The following is a 22,572-nucleotide window of genomic DNA, read 5'->3' as shown; positions in this document are numbered from 1 at the left end:
AGACGGTTGAGCGTGGGGAGAGCGGTTCAGGAGCTGTAGCGGGGTGGGCGGACGGCGGGCCAGCCCGCCATCGCCTGCATGCCGGCGGCCAGGCGGATCAGCGTGGCCTCGTCGAAAGGCGCGCCGATCAACTGCGCGCCGATGGGAAGCCCGTCGGCGGCGACGTGGACGGGCAGACTGATCGCCGGCAGGCCCGTGACGCTGGCCACCGCGGTGAAGGAGACCATGGCCAGGGCGCTGGGCATCGCCGTTTCCGGATGCCGGTTGGCGTCGTCCAGCACGGTGCCGAGGCGTGGTGGCGCACCGGCCATGGTGGGAGTGAGCAGCACGTCGAAGTCGCGTCGCCACTGGGCGACCACCTGCCGCGATTCGGCCTGCAGCAGCGCCACGGCCTGCACGTACTGGCCGGCGTCGATGCCCCGCACACGTTCCCACCGGTGCCGGTTGTACGGCTCGGCGGCCTCCGGGTCGTCGAAGGGGTGGACATAGAGCGAGGCGGCGATGACCTTCTCCACATAGGCATGCGCGCCTTCAGGGCTGAGGAGGAACGGAGTGACGGGGAAGACCTCGTGACCCAGCTCTTCGAGCAGGGCGCCGGCAGCCAGGGCGCTGTTGACGCACTCGGGATCGACCGGCAGCCCGGTGGGGGCGTCGAGGAGCAGGCCGACCCGCAACGGCTCCGTCCCGCGTCCCACTTCCGCCGCGAACGGGCGGTCGTGGACGGGCGCCTGGAACCAGGCGAGCGGATCGGGGGCGCAGAGCGCGTCCAGTATCGCCGCGGCGTCCTCGACGTAGCGGCAGATGACCCCCTCGGTGGTGCAGTACTCCCACCATGACTGGGCGCGTTGCGGGATCCGCGCCCGGCTGGGCTTCAGCCCGACCAGGCCGCAGGCGGAGGCAGGCATGCGGAGCGATCCGCCGCCGTCGTTGCCGTGGGCCACGGGGGCCATCCCCGCCGCCACGGCGGCGGCCGCACCGCCACTCGAACCCGCGGGAGAACGGGTGAGGTCCCACGGATTGGCGGTCCGCCCGTAGCGGGCGTTCTCCGTGTCGGGCAGCGTGCCCATCTCGGGGGTGTTGGTCCGCCCCATGAGAATGAAGCCGGCGTCGAGCAGCCGGTCGATGACCAGGTCGTTCGCCGTCCTCGGGGCGTCGGAGACGCCTCGCGACCCCATCGTGTTGGGCTGCCCCGCCACCGACGTCAGATCCTTGACCGGGATCGGGACCCCGTGGAACGGTCCGATCCGGTCGCCGGACATCAGCGCTCGCTCGGCCGCGCGGGCGGCGGCCATGACCTCCTCGTCGTTGCGCCAGACGATCGCGTTGATCTCCGGATCGAGCCGGTCGATCCGGTCCAGGTAGACGGTGGCGACCTCGGCCGGGCTGAGCTCCCGGGCACGGATCGCTCCGGCTAGCCGCACCGCGGACACGAACGGGTCCATGGCTTGCCTCCCATCACGGCTCCACGGCGTGGTCCGGGCCGTGGATCGAGCCGTCTACGTGCGTAGATGCGCTCGGCATGGGGACACGTTAAGCCGCCTGTTCCGCGGAGGCGTACCTAATTCTGCTATGGAGAACAAACGTCGTATGCGGTCAAGCCGGGGAGGGCTCTCATGCCACTTCGCTCGTCATCGTGTCGACGCACAGCAGGGGAAGGCGCAGCACGAACCGGGCGCCGCCCATGTCCGACTCCTGGGCGGTCAGCGTGCCGCTGTGGGCTTCGGCGATGGCCAGGGCGATGGGCAGGCCGAGCCCGGAACCACCGTGGCCGCGGCTGCGGGCGCTGTCGGTCCTGGCGAAGTGGTTGAAGACCCGTTCGCGCTCCTGCGGAGGAACGCCCAGGCCGTCGTCGTCGACCATGACCATGACCTCGCCGCCCTCGCTGAAGACGGAAACCCGCACCGCCGACCTGCCGTGTCGTTCGGCATTGTCCAGCAGGTTGCCGAGCAGGCGGGCGAGGGTGCCGCTGACGCCTCCCACGATCAGGCCCTCCTCCAGGTCGAGGTGGATGGGCAGGACATGGGGCCGCTTGCCGACCTCCTCCTTGACGAGATCGGCCACGTCGATGGCGAGGAGCGGTTCCGGGGATCCGGCGTCCAGCCTGGCGAGCATCAGCATGTCGCCGATGATGGCCTGGATCCGGTCCACCTCCCGCAGGGCGTGGCGGACGAGATCGCCCAGGTCGGTCTGGCCGGGGTGCATGCGCGCTTCCTCCAGCCGCAACCGGAGGCCGGCCAGGGGAGTGCCCAGCTCGTGCGAGGCATCGGTGACGAACTGTCGATTCTGCGCCCGCATCCGCTTCACCAGGTGTTCCATCCGCGCGACGAGGGTGACGATCTCGCCGCAGTCATCAGCTGTGGTCATGAAATCCTCCACTTGATCCTGATGTTCAGCATGCCGGTCGCGAAGCCGCTTCCGACACCGTGGAAATACGCATATGCCACGGCCTTCTCAGGCGGCGGCTTCGGCTCCGAACTCGCCGGCGACCTCGAACCAGACGACCTTGCCCGTCCTCGTGCCGTCCACGCCCCACTCGCGGGACAGCGTTTCCAGCAGGAACAGGCCTCGCCCGCTCTCCTCGTCAGGACCGGACAGCCGGGCGGGAGGCAGCGGCGTGGCCGCGCCGTGCTCCTCGACCTCCAGCCGCAGCGCGCCGTCCCCCTCGCTCATGCGGACGCGCACCGGCTCCTCCGTGTGGGCGAGCGCGTTGGCGAGCACCTCGGAGACGAGCAGTTCGGCGGTGGTGCTCTCGTCGGCGAATCCCCACTGCCGCGCCTGGGCGCCCACGCTGTGCCGCGCCTGCGGCACCGAAGCGACGACGGGTGGGAAGAGCCACGACGCCTGGCGGCGCCAGCCGTGCCCGGCGCAGACCCGCAAGGGCAGGGTTCGCGGGTGACGATGCGATGGCTTGTACGTGGTATGACGCCGCGGCTCTCTCCGGATGCGGCGAGGCGCCTCGCTCTCGAACCTGTTCATGGCGCCCACTCCCTGTGACCTGTACGGATTCCTGACATCTCCATCGTCCGTCGGCCCGCTACGGGGGATAACGGGGGAACTGCCTATTTGGGTCCCGTCTACGTATGTAGGGGACCACGTACCGGGTAGTGCCGCAGGACAGGGCGATTTGCTGGAAAAGGCGCATCTGAACTGCGTTGATAGGATGAATCGTGGCTTCACGGACGGCGTCGAGGCGAGCGACCGACAACCTTCCGGCCGACAGTAAAGACATCGTCGGGCGCCGACGCGAGGCCGCCGACATCAAGCGGCTGTTGTCGTCCACGCGGCTGCTGACGCTCACGGGCCCTGGCGGGGTGGGCAAGACCCGCCTGGCCGTCTACATGGCGGCCACCATGCGCCGGGCCTTCTCCAACGGCGTGTGGCTGGTGCAACTGGCCTCGCTGCAGGACGGCGAGCTGCTGGCCCGCGCGGTGGCGGAAACCCTGGGCGTGCATGACAGCACGTCACGTACGTCCCTGGACGCGTTGATCGGCCGTTTGCGTGGTAAGCAGACGCTGCTGGTGCTGGACAACTGCGAGCACCTGATCGACGCGTGCGCCGCCTTCGCCGATGCGCTGATAAGAGCAGTTCCGGAGGTGCGGATCCTGGCGACCAGCCGGGAAGCGCTGGGCCTCCCGTCCGAAGTCCGTTATGTCGTGCCACCACTGTCACTGCCACCGGACGGTAACGGGCCGGCGGCCGCCGGCAAGGGCCGATGCGAGGCGGTGGCGCTGTTCCTGGAACGCGCCAGAGGCATCGACCCGTCGTTCGAGCTGGTGGCCGACCACGACGGTGCGGCCGAGCTGTGCCGGCTCGTCGACGGCATCCCGCTGGCCATCGAACTGGCGGCGGTGCAACTGCGGGTCCTCTCCCTCGACCAGATCGTCGAGCGGCTGGGTGATCACCTGGATCTCTTCACGCAGGGCTACCGGACCGCCGTGCCCAGGCACCAGACGCTCGGCGCGACAGTGGCCTGGAGCTTCGAGCTGTGCTCGCCCCAGGAGCAGACGCTCTGGCAGCGTCTCACCGTCTTCTCCGGCGGCTTCGACCTGGACGCGGCCGAGGAGGTGTGCTCGGGTGACGGGCTGGCACGCGAGGAGCTCCTGCCGTTGCTCGCGGCGCTCATCGACAAGTCCGTGCTGACCGCTGACCGCAGCGGCGCTCAGCTGCGCTACGGGATGCTGGAGTTGCTCCGTCAGTACGGCCTGGAGCGACACCTCGCCGGCGGTTCCGAGGCGGAGGTGCGCCGGCGCCACCTGGGTCACTACCGGCGGCTGAGCGAGCGCACGCAGGCCGGCTGGTTCACCCCTCTGCAGGTCGACCACTACGCCAGCGTGGTCCGCGAGATGCCCAACTACCGGGTGGCGCTGGAGACCTCGCTCGGAGATCCCGCCCTGGCCGAGACCGGGTTGGAGATCATCACCAACCTCTATGGCTACTGGGTCTACTCGGGCGGCTTCAGCGAGGCACGTTACTGGCTCGACCGCGCGCTCCAGCTGGTGCGGGGCGCGCGACCGGCGCGGTTCAGGGCACTGGCGACCGCAGCGCTGTTCGCCCTGATGCAGGGGAAGGTCGACGTGGCGACCCCGCTGATCGCCGACTGCTCCGCGCTGGCCCGTGACTGGCATGACGGCAGCGCACGGGCGATGGAGCAGTGCCTGTCGGGCCGGGTCGCTCTCCTGCTCGGCGACTGTCGCGGTGCGGTCGACCAGCTGGAGGAGTCCGTCCGCTGGTACGAGGAGAACGCCGGCGCGCTCGCCGAGCAGGACGTGCTGCAGGGCCCGTTCCTGCCCGCCTTCTACCTGGCCCTGGCCGCCACCTTCGGACGTGACCCACGTGCCGCCGCGTTCGCGGCCCGATGCCGGAAGACGGCGGAGGACGCCGGGGCGCAGGGAGAGATCTCCATGGGGGTGTGGGTCAGCGGCGTCGAACGGTGGCTGGCGGGGGAGACGGCGGCCGCGCTGGAGTTGTTCCGCACGAGCATCCGCATCGGCCGCGCCATCGGATACCGCTACGGCGCGGCATGGGCCATCGAGTCCCTGGCCTGGGCGACGGCCGCGCAGGGGCGAGACGATCGGGCCGCCCGCCTGCTCGGCGCCGCCGCGTCGATCCGCGAGATGCTGGGGTTGTCGTTGCCCGGCTTCCAGGTCTACGCCGGCGCGCATCGGGAGTGCGAGGCGGCGGTGCGCGAACGGCTGGGCGAAGCGGCGTTCGAGGCGGCTGCCGAGCAGGGGGCCGGTCTCGACTTCGATGAGGCCGTCGCCTACGCCTTGGAGGACCCGGCGGATCCGGTCAAGGCCGACAAGGAGGCCGCGCCGAGACAGCGGGTTGAGACGACGGAGCTGACTCCGCGCGAGCTGGAGGTGGCCGGCCTCATCGCGCAGGGAGTGCGCAACAAGGAGATCGCCGCCCGGCTGGTCATCTCGACCCGCACAGCGGAGGGACATGTGGAACACATCCTGACCAAGCTCGGCTTCACCTCGCGCACCCAGATCGCCGCCTGGTACTTCGACCGTGCCGCGCCGCCGCCGGAGGACTAGCTAGGCGGGCGGGCGCGGGGGAGGCGCGGTGCTCTCGCGTACGACGAGTTCGGTGGCCAGTTCGACGCGGCTCTGCGGCGGCTGCTCGCCGCCGGCCAGCTTCAGCACCATCGAGGTGGCCGCGGCGGCCATCTCGGCGAGAGGCTGGCGGACGGTGGTCAACGGCGGGATGGCCCATCGCATCGAAGGCATGCCGTCGAAGCCGATCACGCTGAGATCGTCCGGGACGCGCAGGCCGAGCTGGTGGGCCGCGTGGTAGACGCCGATGGCCTGGCCGTCGTTCGTGGCGAAGATCGCAGTCGGCCGGTCGGGCAGGCGCAGCATGCGGTGCGCCTCGGCCAGGCCGCCCTCGATCAGGAAGTCCCCCCGGCCGACCAGCTCCGGATCGACGGGCACGCCGGCCATGTCGAGGGCGGTGCGATAGCCGTCGAGACGGGCCCGGCTGGACAGCGCGGAGTCCGGCCCGGTGATGATGCCGATGCGGCGATGCCCGAGCTCCAGGAGGTGGCGGGTGGCCGTGAGCCCGCCGTTCCAGTTGCCGGCGCCCACCGAGGGAATGTTCCGCGCGGGAGCGTCGGCCGGATCCAGCAGGACGAGCGGGATCTCGCGGCGCGCGAGCTGTTCGTGCTGGGTTTCCGTCAGGCCGGAGAACACCGCGATCACACCACTCGGGCGGCGCCGTAACACGCCTTCCAGCCAGGCGTCCGCGGCGCTGCGGTCACAACACAGGTCCGATATCCCCACCGTGAGCTCGTGCTCCCGCGCGACCCGCGCCACACCTTTGGTGATCTCGACGGGATAGTCGCCCTCCAGCGCGTGGAAGACCAGCTCGACCAGGGCCGTCGGCGTGGAGCGGCGGCGCTGTCGCCGGTAGCCGTGCCGCCGGATGAGCTCCTCCACGGCGGCGCGGGTCTCGGACGACACCTCGGACCGGCCGTTCACGACCTTGGAGACCGTCGCGGTGGACACGCCCGCCAGCTCGGCGAGCTGGGCGATGGTGAGAGGGGACGACTCCGTGGTCATGGCGGCAGTCTAATCACGGGGTACGGGGACCCGGGCGGGCTCGGCCGTGCACCGAGCCCGCCACCCCGGCCCTCATGGTCCTGATCGTGTGCCGTGACGGCGCCCATCCGACGGGGCCGTGAACGTCAGGAGCATCCGAGCCAGGGTCACGCCGTCAGCGCTGCAGGGTCAGCAGGCCCGGCCGGTAGGGCAGCAGGCCGTAGTCGCCGCCGGAGTTGGGGCTGCGGCCCTGGTAGAGCAGCTGCAGGTTGCAGGGATCAACGGTGAAGGTCTGATCCGCGCTGGCACGGACCAGCTCGCCGTGGCTGATGTCGTTGGTCCAGGTGGCGCCGCTGTTGGCCTTGCCGGCGAACGGGTTGCCCTCGCTGGCGGCCTGCGGCGTCCACGAACCGTTCAGGCTGGTCGCCGTGAACGAGCGGAAGTAGCGGCCCTGCGAGCCGATCGCCTCGACGAGCATGAGATAGCGGTTCTCGCCCTGGAGCTTGTAGACCTGAACGCCTTCGAACAGGTTGTTCGTCGAGTCGCTCATGATCACCGTGGAGGACGAGCCGAAGTTGCCGGGGAAGTTCCCGATCGGCATGCTCGCCCGGTAGATCCTGCCGTTGTCGCCGGCGAAGAACAGGTACATGTTCGTGCCGTCACCGATGAGCGTCTGGTCGATGGGCCCGGTGCCGGAGCCGGAGATGCTGCCGGTGAAGAGCGGCTGCTCCGCCGACCAGCCGTTCGGGTTGGCGGGGTCGGTCGAGGTCCGGTAGGAGAAGGGCGTGCTGCCCCACTGGTAGGCGAGCACCCAGATGTTCCTCGGGGCGAAGTAGAACAGGGTGGGCGCTACGGTGCTGGAGGACATGGCGTTCTGGCTGGCCGAGGCCATCTCCGACCAGTTGCTGAACGGGCTGAAGTTCATCGAGCCCCAGCGCGTGCCGGTGTCGTGGGTGGTCGCGTAGACCAGGTGCCTGCCGTTGTAGGGGGCGACGGTGAAGTCCTTGAGCGAGACCCAGCCCGAGCGCGGCGTCGCCAGAGGCCCCGTGGAGGTCCAGCGGTAGCTCGACGGAAGGTCGCACTCGCCGGGGTCACCGGGGTCGCCGGGGTCGCCGCCGTCCACCCGGACGAGCTGCCACTGCTGGTTGGCGCCGCCCCAGTCGTCGTACTGGACGATGTTGGCGCCGTCGGCGGTGGACGCGCCCTGCACTTCGAGGGCCTTGTTGCTGTGGCGCGAGATGAACCTCACGTAGCCGTCGGAGCTGTCGGCCAGCCGCCACTGCTGGTTGGTGCCGTTGTGGTCGGCCCACTGCACGATCGCGCCGCCGTTGGCGGTCGACCAGTTGTAGATGTCCAGGACCTTGCCGGAGTGGCGGGACTTGATGCGGTAGTAGCCGTCGCCGGAGTCGACGAACTGCCACTGCTGCTGGTTGCCGTTGTTACGGGACCACTGGGTGATGCGGGCGCCGTCGTTGGTGGCGAGGTTGTAGACGTCGAGGGCCTTGCCGCTGTTGCGGTTGACCAGGACGTACCAGGCGTTGGTGTCGACGGTGGCCGCGTTGGCTGACTGGGCCTGAAGGGCGACGAGCAGGCTCGCCAGTAAGGTGGCCACCGCCGCGAGAACGGACAGGGATCTGGATTTCGCCATGGGTGGTTGGTGCCTTCCTGTGTGTCGACGTGGTGCGTCAGGGGGTGGTGAGATCGAAGCGGCGCACGGTGACCGCGCCGCCGAGTGACCGGGTCGCGTAGTTGAAGATCCCGAAGCGGTAGCCCATGAAGAACTGCCAGGCGTTGTTCAACGTGAAGGCCGGGCCGAGGCTGACGAAGGTGCTGCCGTCGGTGCTGTAGGAGAAGCGGGCCTGCCTGCCGGAACCGGGCCGGACGTCCGCGCTGACCCGCAACCAGATCCGGCCACCTGAGACGTTCGCGCTCGCCGCCTCGGTCCCGGTGCCGGTGGTCTGCCACGAACTGTTCATGGTCAGCCCGTTCGTCATCACGACCCGGTGGGCGCCGTTGTCGCGTTTGACACCGATCCAGGCCGACTGGTCGCGCAGCATGGCAAGCCCGGCGCGGTCGCCGTCGGCCATCTGCGCGTAGTCGAGTTCGATCGTCGCCGTCGACGACGGGCCCTGGATGCGGTGGGTCAGGGTGTTACGGGCGTTGTAGAGGTCGCCTGTGACGGTCGCGGTCTGCAGACGCAGGCCGTTGCCGGTGGAGAAGCGGCTGGTGTCGGGATTGTGATTCCATTCCCAGCGGTGGCCGAGAGCGCCCGAGGTGAAGGTGTCGGGGCCGATCATGGGCGCCACGGTCCGGCTGGTCTGGATGTCCGGCTTCGGGTAGTTGACCCCCCAGCCGCCGTTGACGGTCTGCACGGTCGGCCAGTCGTTGGTCCAGGTGATCGGCGCGAGTGCGGGGACGCGGCCGCCGGGGTAGGCGTCGACGAACGACATGTAGTACCAGTCGCCGTTCTGGGTCTGGACGAGTCCGCCCTGGTGCGGCACGCCGCCTCCGGAGATGGGGCCGGGCATGTCGAGCAGGACCTGCCGCATCTCGTACGGGCCCCATGGCGAGGTGGAGCGGAGCACGTACTGGCCGTTGGCGGGGCGGGTCAGCCAGATGTAGTAGTAGCCGTTGCGCTTGTAGAAGCGGGCGCCCTCCAGCGTGCCGACGTTGCTCGGGGTCTGGAACACCTGCTGGGCGCGCACCTGGCTGAGCCCGTCGGCCGAGAGCTGGGCGACGCTGATGGTGCCGTTGCCGTAGGCGACGTACATCGTGTCGTCGGTGTCGATCAGCAGGCCCGCGTCGTAGTAGCAGTTGTTGATCTGGGAGCGCTTGGACCACGTGCCGTCCACGGCGGAGGCGGTGTAGACGTAGGTCCTGTTGAACTCGACGCAGCCGATCCAGTAGTAGGTGCTGTTGCTGGGCCGGTAGTTCAGGGTCGAGGCCCAGATGCCCTTCACGTACGCCCGGCCGCCGTTGAGGTCGTAGGCGCCCGAGCCGAAGTCGAGCCTCGGCACCGAATGGCCGGCGTACTCCCAGTCGACCAGGTTGTAGGAGCGCAGGATCGGCGCGCCCGGCGAGTAGTGCATCGTCGAGGCCGAGTAGTAGTAGGCGTCGCCGACCCGGATGATGTCGCCGTCGGCGAAGTCCTGCCAGACGACCGGGTTGGTGTAGGTGCCGCCGGGATCCGGGTTGCCGCCGTCGACCCGGACGAGCTGCCATTGCTGGTTGGCGCCGCCCCAGTCGTCGTACTGGACGATGTTGGCGCCGTCGGCGGTGGAGGCGTTCTGCACTTCGAGGGCCTTGTTGCTGTTGCGGTTGATGAATCTGACGTGACCGTCGGAGCTGTCGGCCAGGCGCCACTGCTGGTTGGTGCCGTTGTGGTCGGCCCACTGGACGATGTTCGCGCCGTTGGCGGTGGAGAAGTTGTAGACGTCGAGGACCTTGCCGGAGTGGCGGGACTTGATGCGGTAGTAGCCGTCGCCGGAGTCGACGAACTGCCACTGCTGCTGGTTGCCGTTGTTACGGGACCACTGGGTGATGCGGGCGCCGTCGTTGGTGGCGAGGTTGTAGACGTCGAGGGCCTTGCCGCTGTTGCGGTTGACCAGGACGTACCAGGCGTTGGTGTCGACCGTCGCCGCTGACGCCTGGGGTGTGACGAGCACGCCCACGAGAAGAAGCAGGGACGAGAGGACCGCGAGCACGCGTCTCACAGGAACCTCCAGAGGTTGGTGTTCGAGCCGTTGTCGTCGGCGAGCACGACCTGCGCGCCCTGGGAGGTGCCGGCGAGGCCGAGGACCCGGCCGCCGTTGGCGCACTGGATCCGGAAGGCGGCTGCCGACCCGTGGCGCAGCCGCCAGCGATGGTCGGCGGTGCCGCTGTCGGCCCACTGCACGGCACGCGACCCCGAGGCGGTGCCCATGTTCTCCACGCCCAGCACCTTCTGGCTGTTGGAGTTGCGCAGCCGCAGGTAGCCGCCGGTGTCGACGATCGCCGTCCACAGGTGGTCGGCGGTGCCGGTGTCGCCCCACTGGATGACGAGCGCGCCGTCGGCCGTGGACATGGCGGTGACGCCGAGCACCATCCCGGTGCCCACGTTCTGCACACGCCGCGCGCCGTTGGGCACGAAGCGCCACTGGTTGTCCGCGCTCCCGTTGTCGGAGTCCTGGACCGCCTGGGCGCCGTTGGCGGTCGATCCGTTCTGGATGCCGAGCAGCTTGGAGCTGTGGACGTTGCGGATCTTGACGGAGCCGTCGCCGACGTCCGAGATCGTCCAGCGGTGGTCGGCGGTGCCGTTGTCACCCCACTGGAGCACCCGGGCGTTGTCGGCGGTGGACATGTTCTCGACGCCGAGCACCTTGCCGCTGTGCGCGTTGCGCAACCGCAGGGCGTCGCCGTCGACGACCGGAACCCAGTCGTGGTCGGCGGTGCCGTTGTCCGTCCACTGGAGGGCCAGGCCGCCGTCGGCGGTGGACATGTTCTGGATGCCGAGGGCCAGCCCGCTGGCCGCGTTGAGCAGCCGGAAGGTGGCCTCGCCGGTGCCGCCATGACCACCGGTGTTCCAGTAGACGACGTAGTTGTGGTCATGGGCGTCGTAGAACGGCCCCAGCCGCACCGACGCCCCGTCGGCGGTGGCCGCGAAGGCCAGGGACGAGGTGCTGGTCCGGCTGATCGACGAGGGGGCCAGGGTGGGGGCCGACGACAGGCTGCTGTCGCCGTAGTCGCCTGACAACACGACCGGGCCGTAGGTGACCGCCTGCACGTCCGGGTTGTCGTTGGCGGCCTTCATGATCACCCGCATGGGCAGTCGCACGGTCACCGTGTCGCCCGGCGTCCACGATCGGGTGAGATCGGCGTACGCGCCGGGGGTGACGGAGATGTTCTGCTGCACGCCGTTGACGCTGATGGTGGCGCCCTGGGTCCAGGCCGGGATGCGGATGCGCATCGTCCACGATCCGCTCGCGTCGCCGGTGACCCGCAGCGACGTGGTGTCGCTGACCGGATAGGAGGTGGTCTGCGTGACCGTGATGCCGCGTTGGCTCCAGTCGAGTGTGGAGGGCACGAACAGGTTCACGAACAGCGTGGTGCCGTTGTGGAAGTAGATCGAGTCCATCAGTTTGGTGTTGGTCTCGATCCCGGTGCCCTGGCAGCACCAGAAGGAGTTGTAGTCCGTGCTCCACGTGCCGCCGCCCCAGGCCGGGCCGACACCGCGGCGTCCGCCCGGGTTGAGCGGAGTGAAGTAGGTGACGTGCCCGCGTGCGTCCGTCGGATCCTGCTGCCCGACCAGGTGGTTGAGCAGGGCGTTCTCGTAGTAGTCGAAGTAGTCGGCCCGGGTCGGCGACAGCAGCCACAACTCCCGGGTCAGCTTGAGCATGTTGTAGGTGTTGCACGCCTCGCCGGTGTCCCTGGTCAGGTGGCCGGCGATCGCGTCAGGGGCGCGGAAGTGCTCGGCCTGGCTGTTGGAGCCGTTCACGTACGTGTGCGCGCCGACGGTGATGGACCAGGCGTTGGCGGCGATGTCGCGGTAACGGGTGGTGCCCGTCGCCTTGTACTCCCGCGCCGCCCCGATCCACTTGGGCACCTGGGTGTTGGCGTGCAACCCGTTGAGCCGGTCCTGGTTCGCGGCCAGCGGGTTGAACACGGCCGCGTGGTCGAAGCGCTGGGCCGTGGCCAGCCAGCGGGAGTCGCCGGTCATCTGGTACACGTCCGTCAGCACGGCGTTCATGCCGCCGAACTCGGTGCCGAGCATGGCCTGCATCTGGCTTGAGCCGAGCCGCGCCGTGCGGGTGTCCACCCATCCGGCCAGGGCCAGCAGCACGGCCCTGGCCTGGGTGTCGCCGATCAGCCGCCACACGTCCAGCAGCCCGGCCAGGGTCTTGTGGATGCAGTAGTAGGGCACGTTGCCGTTGGTCAGGGTGCGGTTCTCCACGGCGGTGATGTCGGACTCGGGGAAGCCGGACAGGTAGCCGCTGGTGAACCCGGCGGCGCCGTTGTTGGCCTGGCATCTGGCCAGTTCGGCGACCATGTGCTGGGCCTTGTCCCGGCAGGTGGTGTCGCCGAGCACGGCGTAGGCCTGCGCCCACGCCGTCAGGAAATGGCCCTGCATGTGGGACCGGAACGGGAAGCTGGGGGCGTCCCAGCCCCCGTTGGCCGTCGCGCCGTTGGTGGACAGGCGGTGGTTGGCCCGGAAGACGTACAGCAGCCGGTCGACATCGACGAAGCGCAGGTAGTTCAGGGTGCGGTTCTGGTTGTCCAGCAGGCGGCCCGAGGTCAGCCGGACCTGGCCGAGGTCGAACGCGTAGGCCGAGACGCCGATGTCGGATCTGGCCCATGGGAGTGCGGCCAGGGCGGGGGAGGCGCCGGCTACCTGGCCGGCGATCGTGAGCGCGGTGGTCGCGCCTGCGGCCTGTAAGAGCTGACGGCGGCTCAAGGACATGGGGCTCCTTGGAGGTGGGGGTGGTGACCGGCCGCCGCCGGTCGCGGCTGTTAGCGTTAACATCCTTGCGCGGCGAGCGGTGGACGGATCCGTTGAGCACGTTGTCGCGGAGTACAGCCGACGGTCCGGCGCGGCGTCAACGAGGGGCATGCCTCGCCGGCCTGGGCCAGGCCGCTGAAGCCCCTTCCCGCCTGCGGTTTCGCCCTGCATGTGCCGGTGAAAGTTTCACCGGCTCCACCGGCTGTCGCCGCGCGGTAAGTTGCGGCGGAACACGGGTTAACGTGCCGTCTCAGGGCGCCGAACGTTGTCGGGCCACACCCGGCCGCTGCGGCCGGGCGTGGCTCAGCCTTCCTCGGCCTCCCCACCGGGGCCGAGGAAGGGTCGCACGGGAGTGCGGTCAGCGGGTGGAGCCGGTCCGGGTCAGCGGGCCCAGGTGCCAGAGGGCTGGTCGGTGAGGCTCACGCCGTGCCCGCGTTGTAGGTCCACTTCTGGTTGTCGCCGCCCCAGCAGCTGTACAACTGCAGCGCCGCGCCGTTGCCGGAGCCCGCGGCGTCCAGGCACAGCCCGGACTGCACGCCCACGATCGTGCCGTCGGAGTTGACGCGCCACTTCTGGTTGTCGCCACCCCAGCAGGAGTAGATCTGGATCCTGGCGCCGTTGCTTGAGCCTCCGGCGTCCAGGCACTTGCCGCCGGACCTCAGCTCTCCGGACGAGGTCTGCGTCCACTGCTGGTTGCTCTGACCGTGGCAGTCCCACAGATGCACCGCGGTGCCGTCGGTGGTGCTGGAATTGGGTACGTCCACGCAGCGGCCGGAGGCCGTGCCCCGGATCTGCCCCTCGTCGCCCCCGCCGGGAGGCGGCGTCGTGTCGCCGCCGTTCAGCGCGTTGAGCACCGCGGTGTAGGCGGCCTTCTTGTTGCCGTTGCCGTCGAAGAGCAGCGCGGAGGCGCCGGAGCCGAGCCAGGAGTCGGTGTCGCGAACCCCCCAGACCGAGATGCCGGTACAGCGCGGCACCGCCAGGCAGTCGTTGACGACGTTGGCGTACGTGGTGGCCGAGCCGCCCTGGATGTCCAGCTCGGTGATCTGCACGTCGACCCCCAGCGCGGCGAAGCTCTGGATGGTCGTGCGGTAGTTGCTGTTGTAGGGGCTGTTGCTGTTGAAGTGCGACTGCAGGCCGACGCAGTCGATCGGCACGCCGCGGGCCTTGAAGTCCCTGACCATGTTGTAGACGCCCTGCGTCTTGGCCCAGGACCAGTTGTCGATGTTGTAGTCGTTGTAGCACAGCTTGGCGGCCGGGTCGGCGGCGCGCGCGGTGCGGAAGGCCACCTCGATCCAGTCGTTGCCGGTGCGCTGGAGGTTGGAGTCGCGCCGGCCGCCGGAGTTGCCGTCGGCGTAGGCCTCGTTGACCACGTCCCAGGCGTAGATCTTGCCCTTGTAGTGATTCATGACGCCGTTGATGTGGTCGATCATCGCCTGGCGCAGCGAGCCGCCCGACAGCGCCTGCATCCAACCCGGCTGCTGGTTGTGCCAGGCCAGGGTGTGCCCGCGCACCCGCTTGCCGTTCTGCACGGCCCAGTTGTAGATCCGGTCCCCGTTGGTGAAGTTGAACTGCCCCCGGTTGGGCTCGGTGGCGTCGATCTTCATCTCGTTCTCGGCCGTCACCATGTTGAACTCGCGGTTGGCGATCGACGTGTACTGGGAGTCGCCGAGCTTCTGCGCGGCGATGGCGGTGCCGAAGTAGCGGCCGCTCTGCGCGGCGGCCGCGCCCAGCGTGCTCTCCGCCGCATTGGCGGGAATCGCCGTCGTCAGGGCTGTGGCCAGGCCGATCGCGCCGATCGCGCCGGTGATCAGTGCCCGGCGGCGCGCGCCGGGCGACCGTCGGGCGGGGGGTGGGGACATGGCGTTGACACGCATGCTTGAGCCTCCAAGAGCGAACCATGGGGAAAGGATCCCGCGGGACCGACGCCGCGCCCCGGTGGGGACGCACACCACAGGCGTCGGGACGGCGGTCCCCCTGCTGAGCGTTACCGACCTGGTCAGGGAGATCACCTTGGGCACTCAGTGTGGGAAGCGTGCCGAAAATTGTCAAGGATGTAGTGAAATGTTTCGGAGTGCCCGCCCGCGTCCGCGCCGGTTGTCCTGGCTCCACGTGTGACCCGCGGCCTCGAAGATTTCGGTCGGACCCGCCTGGGTGAGGCTCGGCTGAAAGTTTCACGGCGACGCTCTCGCTGCTGGGCTGCGCTCGGGCCCGATCGTCCGAGGTGAGTGCGCTGGGGTGCCGCCTCCGCCGGCCCGCCGCACGTTAAGGCGCTCTTGACAGTACCTTTCTGTCTCGTATTTGCTCCGTTGCGCCACCACTTCCCACGGCCCCAGGGAGAGCTCGACGGCTTGTTAGCGCTAACAGCGAAGGGGCGTACCTAAGACCTGACCCACCGCGCCTCGCACCCATGCCCGCCCGACTTCGGAAGGTGACCCATGAAAGTCGCATCCCCTCTTCGGTTCGGCGTCATGGCGAGGCGCTGTGTGGTGGCGATCGTGGCGCTGCTCTGCGTCGTGACGGCGATCCCGGGCACGGCCAGGGCGGACAACCCGATCGTCCAGACGATCTACACCGCCGACCCCGCTCCGCTGGTGCACAACGGCCGGGTCTACCTCTACACGGGACACGACGAAGACGGCTCGACGTGGTTCACCATGAAGGAGTGGCGGGTCTGGTCGTCCGCGGACCTGGTGAACTGGACCGACCACGGCTCGCCGATGAGCGTGGCCACCTTCAGCTGGGCGAGCGCGGACGCGTGGGCGGGCCAGGCCGTCCACAGGAACGGCAAGTTCTACTGGTACGTCCCCGTGAAGGACCGGGCGAGCGGCCAGATGGCCATCGGCGTCGGGGTCTCCACCAGCCCCACCGGGCCCTTCACGGATGCCATAGGCCGCCCCCTCGTCAGGAACGGCGAGATCGACCCCAGCGTCTTCATCGACGACAACGGGCAGGCCTACCTGTACTGGGGCAACCCCAACCTCTGGTACGTCAGGCTCAACGCCGACATGATCTCGTACTCCGGCAGCCCCACCCAGATCCCGCTCACCACCGCGGGCTTCGGCACCCGCACCGGCGACAGCAGCCGTCCCACCCTGTACGAGGAGGGCCCCTGGGTCTACAAGCGCAACGGCCTCTACTACAACGTCTTCGCCGCGAGATGTTGCTCGGAGTTCGTCGCCTACTCGACCGCGCCCGGCCCCACCGGCCCCTGGACCTACCGCGGGACCGTCATGCCCACCCAGGGCAGCAGCTTCACCAACCACCCCGGAGTCATCGACTACAACGGCGGGTCCTACTTCTTCTACCACAACGGCGCCCTGCCGGGCGGTGGCGGCTTCACCCGCTCGGTGGCCGTCGAGAAGTTCACCTACAACGCCGACGGAAGCATCCCCACGATCACCATGACCGCGGCCGGAGCGCCCCAGGTGGGCACGTTGAACCCCTACGCCCGCCAGGAGGCCGAGACGATCGCCTGGGCGTCCGGCGTGGAGACCGAGCCCGCCGGCGAGGGCGGCATGAACGTCGGGTGGATCGAGAACGGGGACCACATCAAGGTCAAGGGCGTCGCCTTCGGCTCCGGCGCGACGTCCTTCAGCGCGCGGGTGGCCTCGGCGACCAGCGGTGGCCGCATGGAGCTCCGCCTGGACGGGGTCAACGGCCCGCTGGTGGGGACGTGCACCGTGCCGGGCACCGGCGGCTGGCAGGCGTGGACGACGGTCACCTGCCCGGTGAACGGCGCGACGGGCACCCATGACCTGTACTTCAGGTACACCGGCGGCAGCGGCTACCTGTTCAACGTGAACTGGTGGCAGTTCACCGGCGGCTCCTCATTCCAGTAGTCCCGAACCGGCCGATGCTCTCGCCGGACAAGGGAGCAGCGAATGGTTCCTCCACCCCACGCATCCCCATCCGCACCAGGAACGGAGTTACGTGATGTCAGGACGCGGCTCCCTTGTCACCACCATCGCGGTCGCCGCCGCGGCGCTGCTCGTGCTGGTCACGGGCGGTGCGGCGATGAGCAGCGACGCCGGCACCGCCGCGGCGCCCGCCGGCGCCCTCGCGACGACCGCCGGATGCGGCAAGACCCCGACACTGAGCAGCGGCACGCACTCGATCCAGACCAGCGGCAAGAACCGCTCCTTCATCCTCCGGCTGCCCGACGGCTACGACAACGGCACCCCCTACCGGTTGATCTTCGGCTTCCACTGGCTGGGCGGCACCGCCGCCGACGTCGACTCCGGCGGAGCCAGCGGATACCCCTGGTCCTTCTACGGCCTCAGGCAACTGTCGGGCAACGGCGCGATCTTCGTCGCGCCCCAGGGCTTCAACAACGGCTGGGCGAACAACAACGGTGAGGACGTCACCTTCGTCGACGACCTGATCCGGCTCATCGAGGCGGACCTCTGCGTCGACACCTCGCAGCGCTTCGCCACCGGCTTCAGCTACGGCGGCGGCATGAGCTTCTCTCTCGCGTGCTCGCGGCCGGAGGTCTTCCGGGCGGTCGCGGTCTTCTCCGGCGCGCAGCTCAGCGGGTGCAGCGGCGGAACCCAGCCGGTCGCGTACATGGGGTTGCACGGCCTCGGAGACACCGTGCTCGGCATCGCGCAGGGACGGGCGCTGCGTGACAGGTTCGTCCGGAACAACGGGTGTACCGCGCAGAACCCGCCCGAGCCGAGCTCGGGCAGCCGCGGCCACATCGTCACCACCTACTCCGGGTGCCGGGCCGGTTATCCGGTCGTCTGGGCCGCGTTCGACAACGGCCACACGCCCGCCCCCGTGGACGGCACCTACACCGACAACGGCGTCACGACCTGGACCAAGGCGGAGGTGTGGAAATTCTTCTCCCAGTTCGGGAGCTCCTCATCGCCGACCCCCGCACCCGGTGGATGCACGGCCACGATGGAGACCGTCAACTCCTGGTCCGGCGGTTTCCAGTCCACCGTGACCGTCCGCGCCGGCGGCAGCGCCGTCAACGGCTGGACGGTCGGCTGGACCTGGCCGGGAGGGCAGACGATCAGCAGCCTGTGGAACGGCGTCCGCTCCGGCTCCGGAGCCGGCGTGACCGTACGCAACGAGGCCTACAACGGCTCGATCGCCCCCAACGGCACCACCACGTTCGGCTTCACCGCGGGCGGCTCCCCGGCCACGCCCACCCTTTCCTGCGACGCCTCCTGACCAGGTGCCGCGGGCACGCAGGTCAACCGGCCGACGCAGCCAGGCTCCGTCGGCCGGCCCTGCGACCGGCCCTCGGCCGCCGCCTCGCGCGCCCGTGACGTGGACGAGTGGCGCGCGTTGACGTCGCCGCCTGGTCGTGCGGGGTCAGGGGCTGGAGGGTGGGCCGGCGCCCTGATCGGCCACGGTCAGCAGGCGTCGTCCGGCGTGCTCGGGCCGGACGTTGGGGGTGCCGGCCTCCACGGCGTCGCCGGGCCGGCGGGTGAGCGAGGCGACGGTGTCCTCGTCGATCGTGAGGCCCAGCCCCGCGGAGTCGCCGAGGATGAACGCGCCGTCCTCGATGGTCAGATCGAGGGACACCCCGAGCGGCGGCCGCAGGTCCTGCAGTTCGCTGACCAGGTGGTTCGGCACCGACGTCGCGGAGTGCAGCAGGCCGATCGGGGTGGTGCCGATCGGGCTGACCGGCAGGTCGTGGGCGTGCGCCAGAGCGGATACGCGCAGGAAATGGGTGATCCCCCAGACGGCGGCCGTCTGGACGATGTCGACGGCCCCCGCCGCCAGCAGCGGCCGGTACTGGTCGAGCCCGGTGAGGTTCTCGCCCGTGGCGACCGAGGCGCGGATCCCGCGGCCGACGGTGGCGAGACCTTCGGCGTCCCACCGCCGGACCGGCTCCTCGATCCACACCAGGTCCAGGGTGCGTTCCAGCTCGCAGACGTGCCGGACCGCCTGCTTGCGGGTCCAGGACTCGTTCACGTCGAGCATCAGACCCGGCCGCGATCCGTGCGCGGCCTCGGCCAGGACCTCTCGTACGAGGGTGAGGCGCCGCCGGTCGCGTTCGAGGTCGAGGCCGCCCTTGAGCTTGGCCGCCCGCAGCCCGTGCCGGGCGTACCCCTGGTAGAGGGAGGCGAGTTCCTCGTCGGTCAGGCTGATGTCCAGGCCGGAGGCGTAGGCGGGGACCCGCCTGTCGCGACCGCCCAGCAGGCGCCAGAGCGGTTCGCCGGCGGCCTGTGCCTTGATGTCCCACAGAGCGGTGTCGAGTGCGCCGATGGTCCCGAACACGGCGCCCGCGTGACCGGCCTTGAACGTCTGCCGCAGCATGCGGTCGTAGAGCGCCGTGACGCCGCGCGGATCCTCTCCCTCGATGGCGGGGAAGACGGCGTCGAGGTGCGCGTGCGGCCCGAGGCCGACGCCGGTGATGCCCTCGTCGGTGTCCACCATGACGATCGGCACCGGCACGTTCCCGTCGGCGTGGACGCCGTTGGCGTCGCCGACGGTGCGGCCCCATTCATGCACGGTCGTCAGCGTCCGATACCCCGAGATGCGCATGTCAGCCCTTCGTGGAACCGGCGGTGACACCGTCGGCGATCTGGCGTTGCAGGAAGAGATAGATCAACAGGACGGGTACCGCGGCGATCAGAACTCCCGAGGCGAACTGGGGGATGTTGTCCGAGTACTGGCCGCGTAGCGCGGTGACCCCGACCATGAGGGTGCGATGCTCCGGTGACGGCGTCATCAGCAGGGAGATGAGCACGTCGTTCCAGCAGAACAGGGCGTCGAGGATGCCGACCGACAGCAGGGCCGGAGCGCCGAGCGGGATCATGATGCGCCGGTAGACGCCGTAGGTGGAGTTCCCGTCGATCTTCGCGGCGTGGACGATCTCCACGGGGATGGTCCGGTAGTGGCTGGTCATCAGGAAGACGGTGAAGGGGAGGAACTGCGCGACGTAGGTCAGAATCAGGCCGGGGTAGGTGTCGATGAGGCCCCCGGCCGCCATGACCCGGGTCAGCGGCACCATGATCACCTGGAACGGGACGAACAACGCCGCCAGGCAGCCGAGGAACAACACCGAGGAGCCGCGGAACCGCAACTGAGCGAGTGCGAAGCCGGCCATCGACCCGAAGAGCAGCAGCAGGATGACCGCGGCCGTCACCACGAAGAGCGAGTTGGCGAAGTAGCGCGCCATGCCGACGCTGTTCCACGCCGCGGCGATGTTCTCCAGGTGCAGGGAGCTCGCCGGGGAGAACCGGTCGAAGATGTACTCCCGCCGGGTCTTCATGGCGACGTTGGTGGTGAACACGAGGGGATAGACGGTCGCCAGCGCGAGGAGCGCCATCGGGACGGCGGCCAGCCACCTGCCCAGGCGCATGCCGCGCATCAGTCCTCCCTCCCCGCCCGGCGCAGCACCGCCACCTGAAGGATTCCGACCACGAGCATGATGAGGAACAACACCGTCGACGCGGTCGAGGCGAGTGCCGGGCGGTTCATCTGTCCCTGCTGGATCCAGACGTAGAACTCCGGCAGGTACGTCGAACCTTCGGGTCCGCCGCTGGTCATCACGTACAGCAGGCCGAACATCGACGTCAGCATTCCGATCATGGTGGTCACGAAGACGAACTGGATGGTGCGCGACAGGCCCGGGACGATGACATGCCAGATGGTCTGGGGAAGTGACGCGCCGTCCATCCGGGCGGCGTCCAGGAGCGCGGCGTCCAGGGTGGAGAATCCGGCGAGGAAGACCACCAGGGCCATCCCGAACGTCGCCCAGACGTGCACGCCGATGACCGTGAACATGGCCAGGCCCGGGTCGCCGAGCCAGTCGACGGGGCCGAGGCCGATCTGTGCCAGGGCGGTGTTCAACGGGCCGTCGAAGCCGAGCATCAGGTTGAAGATCGCACCGACGATCACCGGCGAGAGCACGGCGGGGAAGAAGTAGACGCCGCGGAAGAGCCGATGCCCGGGCACGCGCAGATAGATGAACGTCGCCAGCAGGCCGGGGATCGCGACCGCGACGGGAAGCAGGAGCACCAGCAGCCCGACGTTGCCCAGCGCGGTGCGGAACAACGGGTCGTTGAGCAGTTCGGCGTAGTTGTCGAAGCCGACGGGCATCCCGTTGCGCTCGCCGTCTCCGGTGAAGGAGAAGTTGACGCCCAGCACCAGCGGCCACAACCGCAGGGCCACGATGATCAGTACGGCTGGAGCCACCAGGACGAAGGGCGCGAAACGCTCGGCTCGCGCCCCCGGGGGACCTCCGATCGGCACGCGATCAACTCGCCTTGTCCGAGGCGGCCAGTTGCCTCACCACGTCGTCGACGCTCGCCGACCCGCTCAGAAGCTGCTGGGACAGCCTGCCCATCAACTCCAGGGTCTTGCTGGACAGCGCCACGTGCAGGGCGGGCTTGCCGGTCTTGATCTGGGGCACGATCGCCGCCACGGCGGGAGCGCCCTGCGACACGTCGATCGTGGTGTCGGAGGTGATCGCGCCGGCGCCGGCGTAGAAGGCGGTCAGAGCGTCGGTCGAGGTCAGCGACCGCACCAGGTCGGCTGCCAGTGCGGGGTCCTTGGCCGACTTGGCGACCGCGTAGCCGATGCCTCCGTCGTAGGGAAGGACGGGCGTGGCCTCGCCGGTGACCACCGGGGCCGTCATGACGCCGACCTGGCCGGCGCCCAGGAACTCGCCGAAGTCCTTCCAGTGCCCGACGTCCGACATCAGCCCGATGATGGTGGCGGCCTTACCGGTGTTGAAGAGGGCGAAGGCGTCGTTGAACAGCGCGGTGGAGTTGGGCCCGTCGTTGTTCAGGCCGTCGTCGTTGACCTTCTTCCACAGGTTGAAGATCTCCTTCACATGGGGAGAGGTCCAGTCGCGCTTCCCGGCGATCCAGTCGTCGTACTCCTTGGGCGTCAGGATGCCCGGTCCGAGCCCCGACATGAAGAACTGGATGCCGAAGCCCTCCTTGTTGCCGAGGGAGAGGCACCTGGCGCCGGCCGTCTTCTTGATGGCCGCGCAGCCGCTGACGAACTCGTTCCACGTCTTCGGCGGGTTCGCCGGATCCAGCCCCGCCTTCTGGTAGATCGTCTTGTTGTAGTAGATCGGGTGGCCCTGCAACGTCACCGGGGCGGCGTAGATCGTGCCGTCCTTGCTGAAGGCGTCCCAGCCCGCCAGCCGCTGCCTGTCGTCGGCGACGTACCGGTCCAGCGGCAGCAGCGTGTTCACCCGGTCGCGGATCTGCCCGCCGCCGTTGAACAACATGACGTCGGGGCCCTTCCCCGACTGGGTGGCCGCCCCGAGGAGCGTGTAGTACTGGTCGAACGGTTGGGCCACGAACTCGACGGTGACGTCGGGATGTTTCCTGGCGAAATCGGCCTTGGCCTTCTCCACGTAGGAGGCCACGCCGGGTTCGCCGGATTTCCAGTCCCAGACCACGATCGTGCTGGTGGCGTCCCCGGACGAGGGCTGTGTCGGTGCGGCGCTCCCGCAGCCGGTCACGGCCAGTCCTGTGGCGAGGACGGCCGACCATAGTCGTCGCTGCTTCATGGCTGCTCACTCTCCAGAACGCGGCCGGCGTCCTCGGCCGTCTGCCACGGAAACGTAACTCGTATGACGTATGA

15 protein-coding genes are annotated in these 22,572 nt (G+C 69.3%); 3 read left to right on the top strand and 12 right to left on the bottom strand.

Annotated elements, in window-relative coordinates; genetic code table 11:
- Positions 1–26: 26 nt before the first annotated feature.
- From ABGA98_RS01020 to ABGA98_RS01010, 3 genes are all read right to left on the bottom strand, one after another.
- Positions 27–1,442, bottom strand: a complete 1,416-nt coding sequence (locus ABGA98_RS01020; RefSeq protein WP_347616246.1) for an amidase — start codon at positions 1,440–1,442, stop codon at positions 27–29.
- A gap of 169 nt (positions 1,443–1,611) precedes the next feature.
- Positions 1,612–2,364, bottom strand: coding sequence for a HAMP domain-containing sensor histidine kinase (locus tag ABGA98_RS01015; RefSeq protein WP_347616245.1), 753 nt, complete (start codon positions 2,362–2,364; stop codon positions 1,612–1,614).
- 87 nt (positions 2,365–2,451) lie between these two features.
- A complete protein-coding gene (locus ABGA98_RS01010) occupies positions 2,452–2,976 on the bottom strand; it encodes an ATP-binding protein (RefSeq protein WP_347616244.1) in 525 nt (174 codons plus the stop codon).
- Positions 2,977–3,167: 191 nt separating this feature from the next.
- On the opposite strand from ABGA98_RS01010, the gene ABGA98_RS01005 reads away from it, so the two are divergent.
- Complete coding sequence (locus ABGA98_RS01005; RefSeq protein WP_347616243.1) at positions 3,168–5,537, top strand: LuxR C-terminal-related transcriptional regulator; 2,370 nt, start codon at positions 3,168–3,170, stop codon at positions 5,535–5,537.
- Here ABGA98_RS01005 and ABGA98_RS01000 read toward each other — a convergent pair whose 3' ends face one another.
- The 5 genes from ABGA98_RS01000 to ABGA98_RS00980 form a co-directional block, all read right to left on the bottom strand.
- The gene (locus ABGA98_RS01000; protein ID WP_347616242.1) at positions 5,538–6,560 is read right to left on the bottom strand and encodes a LacI family DNA-binding transcriptional regulator; all 1,023 of its coding nucleotides are present in this window, start codon (positions 6,558–6,560) and stop codon (positions 5,538–5,540) included. It lies immediately after the preceding gene.
- A gap of 154 nt (positions 6,561–6,714) precedes the next feature.
- Positions 6,715–8,187: a non-reducing end alpha-L-arabinofuranosidase family hydrolase gene (locus ABGA98_RS00995; protein WP_347616241.1), complete on the bottom strand. Its 1,473-nt coding sequence runs from the start codon at positions 8,185–8,187 to the stop codon at positions 6,715–6,717.
- Positions 8,188–8,224: 37 nt separating this feature from the next.
- Complete coding sequence (locus ABGA98_RS00990) at positions 8,225–10,252, bottom strand: RICIN domain-containing protein (RefSeq protein WP_347616240.1); 2,028 nt, start codon at positions 10,250–10,252, stop codon at positions 8,225–8,227.
- On the bottom strand, positions 10,249–12,975 hold the full coding sequence (locus tag ABGA98_RS00985) for a beta-L-arabinofuranosidase domain-containing protein (protein ID WP_347616239.1): 2,727 nt from the start codon (positions 12,973–12,975) through the stop codon (positions 10,249–10,251). Before ABGA98_RS00985 ends, ABGA98_RS00990 begins: the two co-directional genes overlap by 4 nt.
- Positions 12,976–13,433: 458 nt before the next feature.
- Positions 13,434–14,888: an endo-1,4-beta-xylanase gene (locus tag ABGA98_RS00980; protein ID WP_347616238.1), complete on the bottom strand. Its 1,455-nt coding sequence runs from the start codon at positions 14,886–14,888 to the stop codon at positions 13,434–13,436.
- 561 nt (positions 14,889–15,449) lie between these two features.
- On the opposite strand from ABGA98_RS00980, the gene ABGA98_RS00975 reads away from it, so the two are divergent.
- Together ABGA98_RS00975 and ABGA98_RS00970 are read left to right on the top strand one after the other, a co-directional pair.
- Positions 15,450–16,853 carry a glycoside hydrolase family 43 protein gene (locus ABGA98_RS00975; protein WP_347616237.1) on the top strand — a complete coding sequence of 468 codons (1,404 nt, stop codon included), beginning with the start codon at positions 15,450–15,452 and terminating at the stop codon, positions 16,851–16,853.
- A 94-nt stretch (positions 16,854–16,947) separates the two neighbouring features.
- Complete coding sequence (locus ABGA98_RS00970) at positions 16,948–18,189, top strand: cellulose binding domain-containing protein (RefSeq protein WP_347616236.1); 1,242 nt, start codon at positions 16,948–16,950, stop codon at positions 18,187–18,189.
- Between the two features lie 144 nt (positions 18,190–18,333).
- On the opposite strand, the gene ABGA98_RS00965 is transcribed toward ABGA98_RS00970, so the two are convergent.
- From ABGA98_RS00965 to ABGA98_RS00950, 4 genes are read right to left on the bottom strand one after another with little or no spacing between them, the layout of a single operon-like run.
- Positions 18,334–19,512, bottom strand: a complete 1,179-nt coding sequence (locus tag ABGA98_RS00965; protein ID WP_347616235.1) for a mandelate racemase/muconate lactonizing enzyme family protein — start codon at positions 19,510–19,512, stop codon at positions 18,334–18,336.
- A 1-nt stretch (position 19,513) separates the two neighbouring features.
- Entirely contained in the window at positions 19,514–20,341 is an 828-nt protein-coding gene (locus ABGA98_RS00960; protein ID WP_347616234.1) for a carbohydrate ABC transporter permease, read from the bottom strand.
- Positions 20,341–21,225 (bottom strand): sugar ABC transporter permease, encoded by an 885-nt coding sequence (locus tag ABGA98_RS00955; protein WP_347616233.1) that lies wholly within the window; start codon positions 21,223–21,225, stop codon positions 20,341–20,343. The genes ABGA98_RS00960 and ABGA98_RS00955 overlap by 1 nt, the downstream gene beginning before the upstream one ends.
- Positions 21,226–21,229: 4 nt before the next feature.
- The gene (locus tag ABGA98_RS00950) at positions 21,230–22,498 is read right to left on the bottom strand and encodes an extracellular solute-binding protein (RefSeq protein ID WP_347616232.1); all 1,269 of its coding nucleotides are present in this window, start codon (positions 22,496–22,498) and stop codon (positions 21,230–21,232) included.
- Between the last annotated feature and the right edge of the window lie 74 nt (positions 22,499–22,572).

Origin of the sequence: Nonomuraea sp. B1E8 (assembly GCF_039871515.1) — a bacterium.
Taxonomy (GTDB): domain Bacteria; phylum Actinomycetota; class Actinomycetes; order Streptosporangiales; family Streptosporangiaceae; genus Nonomuraea.
The sequence above is the reverse complement of the archived record's forward strand: the minus strand, read 5'-3'. Positions and strand labels throughout refer to the sequence as shown.